This window comes from Actinacidiphila oryziradicis (assembly GCF_005047355.1).
In the GTDB taxonomy this organism is placed as follows: domain Bacteria; phylum Actinomycetota; class Actinomycetes; order Streptomycetales; family Streptomycetaceae; genus Actinacidiphila; species Actinacidiphila oryziradicis.
The window spans coordinates 203,840-218,082 of the sequence record NZ_SUMC01000007.1; the positions used below are offsets into that span (position 1 = coordinate 203,840).

At 70.1% G+C, this 14,243-nt stretch carries 19 protein-coding genes; 5 read left to right on the plus strand and 14 right to left on the minus strand.

Annotated elements, in window-relative coordinates; genetic code table 11:
* Position 1: 1 nt before the first annotated feature.
* From FCI23_RS10495 to FCI23_RS10510, 4 genes are read left to right on the plus strand one after another with little or no spacing between them, the layout of a single operon-like run.
* Complete coding sequence (locus tag FCI23_RS10495; protein ID WP_136723209.1) at positions 2 to 3,871, plus strand: phage tail tape measure protein; 3,870 nt, start codon at positions 2 to 4, stop codon at positions 3,869 to 3,871.
* Positions 3,872 to 3,882: 11 nt separating this feature from the next.
* Positions 3,883 to 4,161, plus strand: coding sequence for a hypothetical protein (locus FCI23_RS10500; protein WP_136723210.1), 279 nt, complete (start codon positions 3,883 to 3,885; stop codon positions 4,159 to 4,161).
* Complete coding sequence (locus FCI23_RS10505) at positions 4,161 to 4,493, plus strand: helix-turn-helix domain-containing protein (protein ID WP_136723211.1); 333 nt, start codon at positions 4,161 to 4,163, stop codon at positions 4,491 to 4,493. The genes FCI23_RS10500 and FCI23_RS10505 overlap by 1 nt, the downstream gene beginning before the upstream one ends.
* Positions 4,494 to 4,510: 17 nt before the next feature.
* The gene (locus tag FCI23_RS10510; protein WP_136723212.1) at positions 4,511 to 5,569 is read left to right on the plus strand and encodes a site-specific integrase; all 1,059 of its coding nucleotides are present in this window, start codon (positions 4,511 to 4,513) and stop codon (positions 5,567 to 5,569) included.
* 7 nt (positions 5,570 to 5,576) lie between these two features.
* On the opposite strand, the gene FCI23_RS10515 is transcribed toward FCI23_RS10510, so the two are convergent.
* The 6 genes from FCI23_RS10515 to FCI23_RS10540 form a co-directional block, all read right to left on the minus strand.
* A complete protein-coding gene (locus FCI23_RS10515; protein ID WP_136723213.1) occupies positions 5,577 to 6,002 on the minus strand; it encodes a DUF732 domain-containing protein in 426 nt (141 codons plus the stop codon).
* A gap of 303 nt (positions 6,003 to 6,305) precedes the next feature.
* The gene (locus FCI23_RS10520; RefSeq protein WP_136723214.1) at positions 6,306 to 6,506 is read right to left on the minus strand and encodes a hypothetical protein; all 201 of its coding nucleotides are present in this window, start codon (positions 6,504 to 6,506) and stop codon (positions 6,306 to 6,308) included.
* Positions 6,503 to 6,745 carry a DUF7848 domain-containing protein gene (locus FCI23_RS10525; protein WP_136723215.1) on the minus strand — a complete coding sequence of 81 codons (243 nt, stop codon included), beginning with the start codon at positions 6,743 to 6,745 and terminating at the stop codon, positions 6,503 to 6,505. The genes FCI23_RS10520 and FCI23_RS10525 overlap by 4 nt, the downstream gene beginning before the upstream one ends.
* Positions 6,742 to 6,996 carry a hypothetical protein gene (locus tag FCI23_RS10530; protein ID WP_136723216.1) on the minus strand — a complete coding sequence of 85 codons (255 nt, stop codon included), beginning with the start codon at positions 6,994 to 6,996 and terminating at the stop codon, positions 6,742 to 6,744. Before FCI23_RS10530 ends, FCI23_RS10525 begins: the two co-directional genes overlap by 4 nt.
* A complete protein-coding gene (locus FCI23_RS10535; RefSeq protein ID WP_136723217.1) occupies positions 6,993 to 7,208 on the minus strand; it encodes a hypothetical protein in 216 nt (71 codons plus the stop codon). Before FCI23_RS10535 ends, FCI23_RS10530 begins: the two co-directional genes overlap by 4 nt.
* 109 nt (positions 7,209 to 7,317) lie before the next feature.
* Positions 7,318 to 8,550, minus strand: a complete 1,233-nt coding sequence (locus FCI23_RS10540) for a helix-turn-helix domain-containing protein (RefSeq protein WP_136723218.1) — start codon at positions 8,548 to 8,550, stop codon at positions 7,318 to 7,320.
* A gap of 115 nt (positions 8,551 to 8,665) precedes the next feature.
* Between FCI23_RS10540 and FCI23_RS10545 the strand changes: the two genes are divergently transcribed.
* Positions 8,666 to 8,986 (plus strand): DUF6233 domain-containing protein, encoded by a 321-nt coding sequence (locus tag FCI23_RS10545; RefSeq protein WP_136723219.1) that lies wholly within the window; start codon positions 8,666 to 8,668, stop codon positions 8,984 to 8,986.
* Between the two features lie 61 nt (positions 8,987 to 9,047).
* On the opposite strand, the gene FCI23_RS10550 is transcribed toward FCI23_RS10545, so the two are convergent.
* The 8 genes from FCI23_RS10550 to FCI23_RS10585 form a co-directional block, all read right to left on the minus strand.
* Entirely contained in the window at positions 9,048 to 9,377 is a 330-nt protein-coding gene (locus FCI23_RS10550) for an RRQRL motif-containing zinc-binding protein (RefSeq protein WP_136723220.1), read from the minus strand.
* A 223-nt stretch (positions 9,378 to 9,600) separates the two neighbouring features.
* Positions 9,601 to 11,739, minus strand: a complete 2,139-nt coding sequence (locus tag FCI23_RS10555; protein WP_136723221.1) for an FtsK/SpoIIIE domain-containing protein — start codon at positions 11,737 to 11,739, stop codon at positions 9,601 to 9,603.
* Between the two features lie 82 nt (positions 11,740 to 11,821).
* Positions 11,822 to 12,004, minus strand: a complete 183-nt coding sequence (locus FCI23_RS10560) for a DUF6257 family protein (RefSeq protein ID WP_136723222.1) — start codon at positions 12,002 to 12,004, stop codon at positions 11,822 to 11,824.
* A complete protein-coding gene (locus FCI23_RS10565) occupies positions 12,004 to 12,210 on the minus strand; it encodes a hypothetical protein (protein ID WP_136723223.1) in 207 nt (68 codons plus the stop codon). Before FCI23_RS10565 ends, FCI23_RS10560 begins: the two co-directional genes overlap by 1 nt.
* A gap of 19 nt (positions 12,211 to 12,229) precedes the next feature.
* The gene (locus FCI23_RS10570; protein WP_136723224.1) at positions 12,230 to 12,667 is read right to left on the minus strand and encodes a hypothetical protein; all 438 of its coding nucleotides are present in this window, start codon (positions 12,665 to 12,667) and stop codon (positions 12,230 to 12,232) included.
* A complete protein-coding gene (locus FCI23_RS10575) occupies positions 12,664 to 13,749 on the minus strand; it encodes a conjugal transfer protein (RefSeq protein ID WP_211265273.1) in 1,086 nt (361 codons plus the stop codon). Before FCI23_RS10575 ends, FCI23_RS10570 begins: the two co-directional genes overlap by 4 nt.
* Positions 13,746 to 13,937: a hypothetical protein gene (locus FCI23_RS10580; protein WP_136723225.1), complete on the minus strand. Its 192-nt coding sequence runs from the start codon at positions 13,935 to 13,937 to the stop codon at positions 13,746 to 13,748. Before FCI23_RS10580 ends, FCI23_RS10575 begins: the two co-directional genes overlap by 4 nt.
* A 56-nt stretch (positions 13,938 to 13,993) precedes the next feature.
* Positions 13,994 to 14,188, minus strand: a complete 195-nt coding sequence (locus FCI23_RS10585; RefSeq protein WP_136723226.1) for a hypothetical protein — start codon at positions 14,186 to 14,188, stop codon at positions 13,994 to 13,996.
* Positions 14,189 to 14,243 lie beyond the last annotated feature (55 nt).

The following is a 14,243-nucleotide window of genomic DNA, read 5'->3' on the forward strand; positions in this document are numbered from 1 at the left end:
CATGGCCGACGTTGGTGACCTGTTCATTCGTCTCCGCGCGGAGACCGCCCCGTTCACGCGGGGCATGCGTGAGGCGTCGCGGACAGGCGAGTCGTTCACGCAACGCATGGGCGGCCTCAGCGGCATGCTGACGAAGGTCGGCAAGGCCACCACCATGGTCGGCATCGGCTTCGCCGCCTACGGCGTGAAGGCTGCGGGCGACTTCCAGCAGAAACTGAACCTGCTGGTCACCGCCTGCGGCGAGTCGACGTCCAACCTGAAGATGGTCTCCAACGGCATCCTGTCGCTGGCCCGCGAGACAGGCACGTCGACGGGCTCGCTCGCCGAGGGCATGTACCAGGTCGAGAAGGCCGGGTACCGGGGCGCCGACGGCCTCAAGGTGCTTCGCGCCGCATCGCAGGGTGCCCGCGAAGAGGGCGCCAACCTCAAGGACGTCACCAACGCCATGACCTCGGTCATGGCCTCGTACCACCTCAAGGCCAGCGACTCCGTCCGCGTCATGAACGGGATGAAGACCGCCGCCGGCGAGGGCAAGATGACGATGCAGGAGTTCGCGGGCTCCCTGTCCACGGTCCTGCCGATCGCATCCGCCAACAAGATCTCCTTCGGCGAGATCACCGGCGCGCTGGCAACCCTCACCCAGCACGGCACGTCGGCCCGCGAGGGCACTCAGGAACTCGCCGCGACGATCCGCTCCCTGGCCGCCCCGAACAACGTCGCCGTCCAGGAGATGCAGCGCTTCGGCCTGTCCGCCACGGACGTGTCCACGAATATCGGGAAGCGCGGTCTGACCGGAACCCTCGGCCTGCTCTCGCAGACGGTCCTGTCGAAGATGGGGCCGTCGGGCACGGTCCTGCTCAGTGCGTTCAACAAGACGAAGCAGGCCGCCCACGACGCGGACCTCATGGTCAAGAACATGCCGTCGAGCCTGCAGAAGCTCGCAGGCTCCTACGCCAAGGGCTCCATCAGCCTCGGTGACTGGCGCTCAGCCCTGAAAAAGCTGCCGCCCGACCAGGCCAACCTGCTGTCGCAGTACGCGACGCTGCAGAACAAGACCAACGGATTCAGCGCGGAGCTGAAGAAGGGCGGCCCGGCCGCCAAGACCTACACCGACGCGGTCAAGAAGATGACCGGCGGCGCGATCGGTCTCAACACCACACTGCAGCTCACCGGCGACAACATGGTCGGGTTCAAGGATCGCGTCGATAAGTCGAACAAGAGCTTCAATCACGCCTCCAAGAGCGTCGAGGGCTGGAAGATCACGCAGGGCAGCTTCAACGTCCAGATGACCCGCATGAAGGAAGCCGTCAATACCGTGGCGATCACGGTCGGGCTCAAGCTGATCCCGGTCATCATGTCGGTGATCGGCTTCTTCGAGAAGCACACCACGGTGACGAAGGTGCTCGCCGCCGCCATCGGCGTCATCCTCGTCGGCTCGGTGGTGAAGTTCATCAGCGGCGCCCTCAAGCCGCTGATCAGCGGCATCGGCGGCATCGGTAAGGCCATCGGCAAGATCCCGTGGGGCCGGATTGCTTCGGGTGCGTCATCCGCGTTCAACTCGGCGCGACTGGGCGCCATGTACGCCTGGGACGGCATCAAGGCGGGGGCATCAGCGACCCGCGCCGCGGCGACCTCCGCATTCGACACGATGCGCCTGAAGGGCATGTACGCCTGGGACGGCGTGAAGTCCGGGGCACGCACTGCCGGTACGGCGGTGGCGGACTTCGGCCGGAAGATGGCCACGGCCACCGCCTCGGCCGGTCGTGCCGCGTGGACCGGACTGGTGTCTGGCGTCAAGGGCGTCGGCGCGGCGATGAAGACTGCATCGGCGGCGGCTCTGAACTTCACCAAGTCGATGGCGGCGAGCGCCCTGGGTGCGTTGCGTACCGCTGCGGCGTGGACGCTCCAGAAAGTCCAGCTGATAGCCACGACCATCGCCGAGAAGGCGGCGGCGGTCGCGCAGTGGGCACTGAACGTGGCGATGGACGCGAACCCCGTCGTACTGATCGTCATTGCGATCGCCGCCCTGGTCGCGGGACTCGTCTACGCCTACACGCACTTCGCGGCGTTCCGGAACGTGGTGAACGCGGCGTTCCATGCAATCACCACTGCCGTGACCTTCGTCATCAACTTCGTCAAGGCTCACTGGCAGCTGATCCTCGCGCTCATCACAGGCCCGATCGGGCTCGCCGTCCTCGGCATCATCAAGTACTGGGACCAGATCAAGAGCGCAGTCGGGGCGGCCGTCAACTTCGTCATCGACTTCGTCAAAAGCCACTGGAAGCTCATCCTCGGCCTGCTGACCGGTCCGATCGGCCTCGCCGTCTACGCGATCAACAAGTACTGGAAGCAGATCAGCGCCGGGTTCTCCGACGCCTACCACGCTGTCGTCGGCGTCGGAGCGAGCATCGTCCGCTGGGTCTCCGCACTCCCCGGCCGCATCGGCGGCGCACTCGCCTCCCTCGGCGGGAAGCTGTACGACCTCGCCCGGTCGGCATTCACGTCCTTCTACCGCGCCCAGGTCTCCGTGGCCACAACGGCAATCAACTGGGTCCGCGGCCTGCCCGGCAAGGCGAAGTCCGCACTCGGCAACCTGGGGCACCTGCTCTACAGCGCAGGTGCGGACATGCTGCGCGGCCTCCTCAACGGCATCAAGTCGATCAACGTGTCCAGCGTCCTGTCCGGCATCGCCCACGGCGCCGTGTCGTCCTTCAAGTCCGCCCTCGGCATCAGCAGCCCCTCGAAGGTTTTCCGCAGCCTCGGAATCTATGTCAACGAGGGCCTGGTCGACGGCCTGACCTCGTCCACGGCGAAGGTCAAGGCCGCGACCCGGCGCATCGAAACCCTGCTGATCCAGACCCGCAACAAGGTCTCGGACCTGATGACCAGCGGCAAAACCAGCAAAGACCGGTCACTGAACTCGTGGGTCAAGGCCCACGAGGGGACCATTGACCGGCTGGAGAAGTACGTCAAGCGCGAGGACAACGCCCTGCGGTCCCTGGCGGCCAAGCGCGACTCGGTGGCCACGAAGCTGAAGTCCGCACAGAAGGCACTCGCCGCGGTCCAGAAGCAGTGGACGACTGAGAAGAACTCTGTCGCCTCCGGCATCATGCAGTCCGCATCCGTCATCACCACCGCCCCGCAAGACGGCTTTGGGTTGACCGGCCAAGACGTCGTCAACAACATGCGCGACCAGGTTCAGAAGGCGACCGCCTTCGCCACCCAGCTGCAGGCCCTCAAGAAGAAGGGCCTCAGCTCCGACCTCATCGCACAGATCGCAGCGGCCGGAGTGGACCAGGGCGGGGCCACGGCGGCGGCGCTGGCCGGAGCGAACAAGTCGACGATCGACCAGCTCAACTCCCTCCAGGGCAACATGAAAACCGCCGCCAACGCCACCGGCACAGCCGTCGCCGACTCCATGTACGGCGCGGGCATCAAGAGCGCCCAAGGCCTCGTCAAGGGCTTGCAGTCGCAGGAAAAAGCGATCGAGAAGCAAATGATGAAGATCGCCAAGGCCATGGAGGCGGCGATCAAGAAAGCTCTCGGGATCAAGTCCCCGTCCACGGTCATGGCGGAGCTCGGCGATAACACGGCCAAGGGTGTGGCCGTCGGCATCGACCGCAGCACCAAGCACGCCGTCATCGCCGCCCAGGGTCTCGCTATGTCGGTCCGGCAGGGCGCCGCCATGCGCAACCCGGGCATGGGGCTCGCCGGAGGCGGTGGCGGAGGCGGTGGCGGGTCGGTCGTCAATATCACGGTCAACGTCGCAGGCAGCGTGCGGTCGGAGCGGGATCTCCGCGACGCCATCGAGCAGGGGATGCTGCGCCTCGGCATGCGGAACTCGAAGACCTACGCGGCCTACAAGCGGTGAGGGGACAGACCGTGCCAGAGACGGCAGCACAGGGCAGTACGACGCTCGCATGCGGCTACTGCGACGTGGACTTCACGCCGTCCGGCCGGGGACCGGTGCCGCGGTTCTGTAGTCGGCGGTGCCGGGGCGCATGGCGTCGGCTGAAGGAGAAGCGGCGCGTCGAGGCCGACCGGATCGCCAAGGCACTGCCGCAGATGACCGGTGCGCAGCGCCGCCACTTCGAGCAGTACGAGCAGCTGCTCCGCATGTCCCTGGCCATCCGGGGCGCGCGGCGAAAGGGAGATGCCTGATGCCGGCCGAGATACGGATGCCCCGTACCCCGCCGCCGGAGCTCGGGGTGATGCTGGGCGCAGCCCGGATGCGTGCCGGCTACCGGCTGCGCGAGGCCGCACGGCTCGCGGGCATCGGCCATGAGTACCTGCTGCGCCTGGAGACTGGGCAGCGGACTCCGTCCCGTTCGGTCGCCACGGTGCTCGCCGATGTGCTCGAGCTGGACGACGCCGAGCGGGCCGAGCTGCTCGCCCTGGCGCTCGCCGACGCCGGACGGGACCACCCCGACAGGCGCGTTCCGGGCTCCCCGATCGGCAATCGCGCTGGTGTCCATAGACACCACCCTGATTAGAGATAACATGGCTTCTCATGAACCAGGAACTGGAGTTGAGCGGCCGTCACCACGACGCCGTCGCCACCGTCGAACCCGCACGTCTGTCCGAAGCCGCACGGGCCGCACTCGCCGCTGGCACTGCCGACTCCACCCGACGCGCTTACGCCTCGGACTGGCAGCAGTTCACCGACTGGTGCGCCACCACCGGGAGCAGCCCGCTGCCGGCCGCACCCGAGACGGTCATCGAGTACGTCACGCATCTGAAGACCGCCGTGCGGCCGAAGACCGGACGCCCCTTCTCCCCGAGCTCCATCGAGCGGGCCATCGCCGCTATCCGCACCGCCCACCGCGCCGTGAACGTCCAGCCGCCGGAGACAAAGGGCGCGCGCATGGTGCTGGCCGGTCACCGCGACGAGCTCGCCCGTGCCAAGGATCCCGCCGCCCGTGCCCGCAAGGCGCAGCCCGCCGTCCCGGCCCGCCTGCGCGAGATGCTCGCCACCCTCGACCGCGACACCCTGATCGGCAAGCGCGACGCCGCGCTGCTGCTCCTCGGCTTCGCCTCGGCGGCCCGTGTCTCCGAGTTGGTGGCCCTCGACCTGGCGGACCTGGTCGAGACCGAGCAGGGCATCGAGGCGGCCGTGTATCGGTTGAAGGTCAAGGCGTTCACCGACACCGCCGTGCCCTACGGCTCCAAACTCGCCACGTGCCCCGTGCGGACGCTCAGGGCGCTACGTGAGGCCATGGCCGAGGCGGGGCGCACCGACGGCCCGATGTTCGTGCGGATCGACCGACACGGCCGTGTGGCCCCGCCGCTGTACCGCCACGGCGTGGCAATCGGCGACCCGTCCGGCCGGCTCACCGCCCAGGCCGCCGCGCTGATCGTCGAGCGGGCCGCCGACGCCGCCGGGCTGAAGGGCCAGTGGACCGGGCACTCGCTGCGCCGCGGCTTCGCCACCGCTGCCCGCAAGGCCGGCCACGACATCGTCACCATCGGCCGGCACGGCGGATGGGCCGACGGATCGAAAGCATTGCTTGGCTACTTTGAGGACGTCGACAAGTGGGAGGACAACCCGGTCACCGGAACGGGCCTGTGACCATCGCTCAGTAGTCGCCGCTGGCGCGCAGCTCGTCCAGTAGCTGGCTGCGGTACTTCGGGCAGTACGCGGTGACTCCCATGACGAGGACCTTGTAGGCGTCGGCCTTCGCTGTCCCCCAGTCCTGGCCGATGGGGTACAGGTTGCCCTGGTGCATGTCGAACAGGTAGGCGGCGCTGTGCCCTGCAGCCAGCCCGGCGCACCACTGCTCCGGGTACGTGAGGAGCTCGGCGTCGGACGGCCCTGCTGTCGTCCAGCTGTCGATGGGGACGTCGTGGACGGCTTTGAGGAACTGCTGCTCCGGGTCGGGGCTGGCCTTCGCGGCGGCGGCCTTGGTGGCGGCGGGTGCGTTCGGGCTGGGGCTAATGCCGCATCCTGCGAGGAGCAGAACGGCGGCTGCCGCAGATGGCGCGGCGATACGGACGTGGCGCATTGGTCCCCCCTGGTGTGTGGTGCCCCATCTGACCGGATCGGCCGGGAGGCCGGGGGAGGAGTTGCCGTTTCGTGACGCTGCGGTTTCGGCGCGTCATGCGGCCGGGCTTTTCCGGCGACCACCGAAGAAGGGTGCGGCAGATCGCCGTACCCTTCCGGCTGCTTACGCGATCCCGTAAGCCCAACCTCATCAGTAATGAGGCTCCTCCCCGGGCATGGGCGAGCCCCGACCGCGAGTGCTCAGCGGTCGGGGCTCTCGCCGCCCCCTACGGGGGATGCCGTGTCGGCGGCAGGGAGCGGCGGTCTATCGGCGCTTCGGCCCCGGGTAGAACTGGGGCCGCCCGTCGCCGACGTGCTTCCAGTCGACCATCGGGACGATGCGGCGGCGGTCCCGGCAGGCTGGGCAGGCGTAGGTGGTGCCGCTCGGCCCCGTTCCCCGCTCAACGATGCCGACCGCGACCGGGGCACGGGTGCTCTCTCGGCACCAGTTGCAGACGGCGCTCATAGCGAAGCCCCTTCCGCTGGCAGCGCCCGCCACGGCCGGGTGATGGCCTCGCGGTACGCGTCGTGGCGGGTACGCCCGGCGTGCTTCAGGGCCCACAACTGCGCCGGCTCGACGTCCTCGAACGACAGGGACTTCTCCCCGCACGCCGCGCACTGCATGGCGTGCGTGATCGGCTCGGCGTCCGGGGCCTGGTGGGGCGCGATCGTCCACGCCACGAACCGCAACACCGCTTTCTTCACTGGCCACCCACCCGCAGCTGCATAGCCGTGTTCCGTACCGACATCCGTGCGCTCAGCTCTTCCCGGGCGGTGAGGGCACGGATGTCCTTCGGCTTGGCGTCCCATTCGGTGCCGCCCTTGACGGGGCGCAGTTGGACGTAGGTGCCGATGGCGGCCATCACGACGGCGTCGCAGTTCTTCCTGGTGTCCCGCACCAGTGCCCCGACCGGTGGTACGCCCTCGGGCCACCCGGTCCCCTCCGCGGCGCTCACCGGACTGCGGAGGTGGAGGCCTGGCGGTCGCCGACGAGGAGACGGGACAGCCCGGCGTACATCTGCTCGGCCTCGACGCGGGACAGCACCAGCTCTAAGTGCCCCTTGAGCTGGTCGAGATCGAACAGGGCAAGCGGGATGCGGATCTCTCCGGTGTCGTCCTGCCGGGACGCAGGTACGGCGCGGCGGGGTGAGGCGTGCCATTTGCACACGTCAGGCATGGTGTCCCCGTTCGGTAGCGGTCACTGTGGGGTCGCTACCGTAAGCGCTGCGCAACGGGTGGAGGGGGACAGTCTGTCCCCCGTACACACCCTGTCCCCCTTACGCGGACGCCGTGACTCCGACCGCTTCCGCCAGCTGGGTTGCCTCGCCGCGCAGTGCTCGCGGGGCTTTGCGCCAGAGATCGGCCGCCGCCGTCCGCGCTGACGGGGTATAGGTCACGGTCTCGGGGCCGATGTCGTGCGCCATCTTCATCACGTGCAGCGCCGCCGTGGCGTCCCCGCGCTGGAGGTGCCCGCGGGCGACCTCGACCCATAGGCGGGCCCGGCGTTCGGTGGACGGCATCGTGTCGGGGTCGATGTCGTCGGCGAGCGAGAGCGCCTTACGGGCCGCGCGCAGGTCGGTGGCCACCGACACGGCGTGGAAGTCGACGTTCGCCCGGCCGAAGACCGTGCTCGGGTGAACGTAGGCGGCGGGCAGGGACTTGGCGACCTGGTCCCCGGCGTCCCAGTAACGCCAGGCGTCGCCCTCGCGGCCCTCACGGGCAGCGGTGACGGCCGCGTGCAGCTGCAGCGCCCCGTAGACGCCGCGCCAGTCCTGCGGGGCGCCGTCGAGGTGCGGGCGGATCAGGTCTGCCGCCTCGGTGACGACGCGGAGCGCCTCGTCCGGATAGGCGGTCTCGCGGAGGATGTTGCCGAGGTTCCATGCGGCGGCGGCGATAGCCGCGGGGTCGTCGGCCTGCTGCGCGGCGGTCAGGGCGCGGTCGGCGACGACCCACGCCAGCTCGGCCGGCGCAATGTAGGCGGTGGCCTGGCCAACGAGGCGGTAGGTGTCGGACAGGGCGACCAGGGCGGTACGGCGTGCCGGGCCGTCGAGGGTGCGGGCGGCGGTCTCGGCGTCGGCGATCAGGCTGGGAAGCAGGGCGCCAACTTCGGTGCGGTTGTTCTTGGACGTGTGCCAGAGGTGCCACGTCTGCTCGACCCGGCCGCGCAGTCCGTCGGCGTCGACCTCGCGTGCCGGCGCGGCGGTGAGCGGACGGGTCATGACTGCGGCCCAGATGGCGGGCATGGCGGGGTGGCCGAGGCGTCCGAGCGGTACGGGCTGCGCGACGTCGGACGGGCCGCCGGTGATGATGGACAGGTCGGCGATCTGGAGGGCAGCGGCGAGGCGCAGAAGCAGCGTGTGTGAGCGGAGTTCGCGTTCGCCGGATTCGATTTTCTTGAGCCAGTCGGGGCTTCGCCCGCACAGGCCGGCGAGGGTGGGCCGGGACATGCCGCGTGATTCGCGGAGGAGTCGGATGCGTTCGCCGATGCTGAGGTCTTCGGGAAGGTCCATGGCGGGCCCCTCGTGTGGCGTGGGTGGCGTATCCGCCAGAGTACGCACGCGGATGCCGTCGAGGGGAGAGCGCCTGGGGGTGCGCCCGCCGGTCCGCGTGGCTACGCTCGAATGTATGTACGAGTTGCCGCCGGATCTGGAGCGCCTCCGGGTGATCCGCGTCTACCTGCAGATGCAGCTCGCCGCGGTCGACGCGAAGATTCAGCAGATCGAGAAGGCCGCCGCCCCGCCACCTGAGCCACGTACCGAGCTGGCGTGGCGGCTGCAGCACGTACCCAACCCCGACGGCGACACCGGCCACGGCGTGGTGCACCGTGACAGCTGCCGTATCAAGGGCGGCGGCCGGCTCGACCGGAAGGCGCTGGATCTGGCGCTCACCATGCCCGACGTCACGACGTGCAGCATCTGCCAACCGAAACGCGGCCTCGACCCCTGACGGGCCCCGGACACACGAAGCCCCCGCCCGGTACGCCGGCGCGGGGGCTTCGTCGTGCGGGTCAGGCTGCGATTGCTTCGCCGGAGCAGGGCCAGCAACAGCCGAGCGACCGGGGGATGACGTATCCGGCGTCGCGTCTGCAGTCGGGGCAGGTGCGGCGGGCGAGCATGGCGGCGGCCAGGGCGCGGGCCCGGCCGGGGGTCATGGGGCGGACCGGGGCAGCGGTGGCGACGTCGTACAGGTAGGCGGTCCGCCGGCCGCGGCGCCATCGGATCTCGCCGACGGGGTCATGTCCTCCGGGTCGAAGGCCGATGGCCCTGAGTTGGCGGCGGGTCATCAGCCCGGCCGGGGCCAGGCGGTAGCGGTAGGTCGGGAGGGTGAGCGCACGCATCTCTGTTCCCGTCGGAGTAGTTGGGCTCTGCCCATCGGGGGCCTGAGTGGGGTTGCCACGGGGGGCGTACACCCCCCTCTACCGGCCCTACCTCGCAGGTCAGGGGCCTCTACCACCCCCATTACCGGGGTAGAGGGCCCCCGCTACCCGGGGGCCCTGCAGAAACCAGCTGAGGGCGCCCCGGGCGGGGCCGGTTTGTGGGGGTTGGTAGAGGGACCCCCCTCTACCCCCGGAGCAGGATCTCGGCGGGGACGGCGCCCTCGATGTCGCGGCGCTGATACCCGGCGGCGTTCGCACCGCCGATCTTCACCTGCTTGCTCGTGCGCTTGACGCCGGCCGTCTCCAGCTCACCGGCGAGCCGCTCGGCGTTCCAGTCGCCGTAGGTGTCCTCGTCGAGGTTGACGAGACCGGCGATCAGGTCGGTGGTGAACATCCGCACCGAGTGCCGCATGACCTCGAGCACGTCGGAGACGACGGCCGGGACGGTGATGCCGGCTGCGTCGGCGGCTGCGGTGACGTCGCCGGCCGCGTCGCCGGTGAGCTGTCCGGCAGCGTGCCGCAGGGTGCGGCCCTTCTGGCAGAGCGTGGCGAAGCCGGGGCCGTCGAGGTAGTCGGCCCGCACGGTCACGTAGGACGCGGGCCCGGTGACCAGCACACCAACGCCCTTGTGCTCCTCGGACAGTACAGACGCGTCCGCGCCCTGGGCTGCCTTGCCCTTGCCGAGCACCATGTCGGACGACGCGCGGTCGACGACCTGGGTGGAGTACCGCAGGGTGATGATCTCCCGCAGCTTGGTCGGTACCGAGTCCGCGTCGGGCCGCTGGCTGGCGAAGTTGCTGATGAACCCGGCGGCCGGGCCGCGCCGGGCGATCCGGCACAGGTTGTTGATGACCTCGTCTCGGTCCTCCCGCTCCATCGCGGTGAAGTACTCCTGAAGCTCATCAATCGTCACGAAGATGACGGGCAGGTTGTACTTCGCGACTATGGCGGGCGTCAGTTTCCCCTCGGGGCAGACGGACGTCGGCAGCTCCCTGAGCAGCGCGAACCGGCGCTCCATCTCCACCAGCAGCTCCTGCAGCATGGCCTTCAGCGCCTCGACCGCGTCGTCCTCGGCACCCATGACCAGGCGGTGGGCGACGGCCTTCATCGGCATCCAGTCCGCTCCGCCCTTGCCGTCGGCGACGTAGTGCCGAACGTGGGTGTCGAGCAGCCCGGCGGCGGTGAGCAGCCGCTGGGTGAAGGTCTTGCCGCGGCGCGGGAGTCCGCCGAAGAAGAGGGACTGCCACATCACGGGGACGGAGATGCGGTTGCCGCGGGCGTCCTGCCCGAACGGGATCGGCTCCCAGATGCTGAAGCTGTCCAGCTTCTCCAGCGGGCTCGGGTTCGGCGTACCGAGGTACGGGTCATCGTCGGCGACCCACATCGACACCCGGCCGGCGTTGCCGCCCTTGGCCGCGCGCACCCGGGACATGATGACCTGGATCTCATCCACGCCGAGCTCCTGCGCGATGACCTCCCGCTTGGCGAGCACGTCAGAGGCGGTCTTGCCGCCACCGCGCGGCAGGTCGAAGATCACTGCCCAGCCGCGCCCGTCACGGACCGGGCCCATCGTGCAAGAGACCTTCGGGCCTTCCTCGTCGCCCTTGCCGACCTTGAGCAGGCTGGCGGCGCGCAGGGCGTCGTTGAGCTGCTGCGCGGACATGTCCACCCGCAGCGGCGGCGTGCCCTGGTCGAGCAGGTGAGTCTCCTTGCCGCGTCCGAGGTAGGACAGCGGGGTCACGATGGCCGCGGCCATGGTGGTCTGCAGCAGCGGGTCGGCCAGGGCGAAGCCGAGGGCGGCGGCGGCGACACCGACGGCCGCGGCACCGAACCGCCAACGGCGCGTCTCGGTACGGGCGGCGTGCGCGGCCTGCAGTCGCGCGGCCAGCTCGACATCCTCGGGCTTCACCTTGACCTGCGCGCGCAGGGCCCGGACGGCTGCGCTGTGGTCGTGCGCGGACAGGGTGGGCCACAGTCCCACGGTGGCCCGGAAGAATCCGCGAGCGGCGAGCAGCACGGTCTTCACCAGGTACTTCGGCACCCGGAAGGCGTGGAAGCGGGCGTGCCACCAGGTGAGCCGAGCGAGCGCCTGGGCGTTGGCGACGACCGAGGCGCGGGAGCGGGCCCACGCGGGGAGCAGCGGCGCGTCGGGGACACTGAGCCAGTCCGCGAGGGGGTTGTCCGGGCGGTCGACGGCTTCGACGCCGGCGGGGAGGACCACGTCCTCGAGCGGCTGCTTGATGAGCTGTACCGGGGTGGCGCGGTGGTCGTTGAGGCTGTGAACGGTGCCCACCGGGGGTGCCTCCGTGATCGTGTCGGTCATGATGGGGTCTCCTGCTTCTCTGCTGAGTGGCGGGTGACCCGGGGCGGCTGACTGCTTGGCGGCGAGTGGCCGCCCCGGGGCGTTACTTCTTCTTGGCTGCCTGCTCTGCCCGCTTCCGGGCGCCTTCCTTGATCCGGTCGATACGGCGCACCAGGTCGGCCTGGTGCACGTCGGGACCGGCAACGGATCGCTTGCACATGCGCGCCACCAGCACCGTGATGCGGGCCTTTTCGGCGGCGGTGTACTGCGGTTCGACAGCGGCCATCAGTGGGTCACGTCCTCGGTAGCGGGGCGGGCGGCGAGGGCGGCGACCTGCGCGAGCTGCGCCCAGACTCCGGCGGCTGCGATGAGCTGGGGGGCGGGGCGGCTGTCGGTGCGGGTGAGCATGGGCTCGGCCTGCCGGAGCAGGTGGGCCGCCTTGTTGCTGTATTCGGTGACCTTGTCGACGGGCTCGGATGCTGAGGTCGTCATGGCTGGGTGTCCTCTCGGGTCAGGCGCTGGTGTTGGAGCGGCCGAACCACTTGTTGTGGTTGTGGACGGTGGTCGTGTTGGTGGTACTGCCGCGGCTGCCGCCGGTGACCTTGGCGGCGACGATGGCGATGGCGAGCCACATCAGGGCGCCGCTGCCGACCGCGGCCAGCGACGACAGGACTTGCGCGACGCCCCACCCGGTGCCGGCCGCGAAGATGCCGCTCGCCGCGATGACCTGAGCCCGCGGGTCGATGACCGGGCGCGGGGTGAGGTCGCGGGGCTGGTACATGACCGGCTCGGGGTGCGCCTCGATGATGGGCACGAGCATCCCGGCGTACTCCCGGTAGCCGACGACGCGCGTCCCCTCGGTGGGGATCGGCGCCAGGTCGGCGGCCGGGTAGACGGCGGTGGGCTCGTAGGCGGTGGCCACCTTGCGGCGGCTGTGGTCGGTGCTCATGACCGTCCTCCTTCGAGGATTTCGCGGCGCAGGGTGCCCGCGTCACGGCGGGACAGGCCGAGCTCGGAGCGGAGCGCTTCGATGGTCACTTGGCGGCCGGTCTCGGCTACCGTCTGGGCGTTGAGCTTGCGGGCCTGTTTGCGCAGCTCTGCCGGTGTCTTGACGACCACGGCGGTGACCGTCTGACGGGCCGTTTCGGAGGCTGCGGCGGTGGTCACCCTGTCCCGTGCTTCGGTGGTCACCTCGGAGGCCGGAGGCGGCCACTGAATGGCCTTGAGGCCGAGGTCGGCGAGCGCCATGTAGCCCAGGCCGTGGGTGGTTGCGGAGGTGGTCATGCCGAGGACGGGCAGCGGGTCGAAGTCGACCACCTCGGCTACCAGCTCGGTGACCGGCTCCGGCTCCTCGGCCGGGGGCAGCTCCAGTGACTCCGGTGCGGCACCGACACCGAACATCCCGGCCAAGGCCGCGTCGGCTCCCTCGCGCAGCCGCTCCCGCTGCACCCGCACGAGGCTGGCGCCCAGCTCGGCATCCCCCACGCCGACCTTCCGGGCCAGCCGCCACGACCTGAGCTCGCTGCGGCGGCGAGCCCCTTCGTTCGGGTGGTTCGCTGCGCGGGCCCGGTGGTAGGCGAGCTGCTGCACCGTGGCCGCATGACGGCGCTGGGCTTCCATGTCGACGCCAGTGCGGTACACGACGATGCGCCGGGCGATCAGGCTGATCCCCTCGGCGGATGCGCACATGGCCATGGGGGTCAGGGCGTAGACGACCGACTCGGTGAGGTTGCTTGCGACGGACACGCCGATCAGGGATGCGGCGAGCGGGGCGCACCACAGGCCGACGCGGACCGGCGCCGGGGCCGATTGGCCCAGCATCGTCAGGCCGACCATGACCAACGCGAGGACGAGGGTGACGCCTTCGCCGGCTGCGACGACGCCGAGGGCGGTCGCGGCGCGGCCGAACTTGGTGACGATGTTGGTGTAGGTGCCCCATCCGCCGAGGGCGCCGGTTGCGATCATCGGCAGTGTGGCGGTGGCGAGGATCCAGGCTTGCCCGCGTGTCAGCTGGGCGTCGGTGCGGTTCACGGGGTCCACCTCTGTACGCGGGCGGTGATGCGCGGCCGAAGGATCAGGCCGGCGACGAAGCCGAGGACGACGGGCTGCGCGGCGGCGGTCACGGCGAGGGTGCCGACCACGGCGAGCAGCGCGGCGGCGAGGGCGGGATAGAGGACCAGGACGGCGAGCAGGGCGCCGATGGCGAGCCAGAGCTTCACGGGGTTCCCTTCACGGGATAGGGGCCCCGCCCGGTGAGGGGCGGGGCCGATGGGTGTCAGCGGAGCGGGCCGCCGGCGGCGCGGACGATGGCGAGCCCGAAGCGCTGCAGGCCGTTGCGGTCGTGCAGGGCGTAGGCGGTGACGAGGCGGTCGAACAGCACATCGACGGGCGGCAGCGGCGGGATGGTGCGGGCCGCGGCCGTGACAGCGGCGTCCTCGGTCGGGCGCGGGATCGGGAAGCGGGCGCTCATCGCTGCGCCCCCAAGCCGCGGCAGGAGCCGCACGAGTGCCAGGACTGGCGGATCG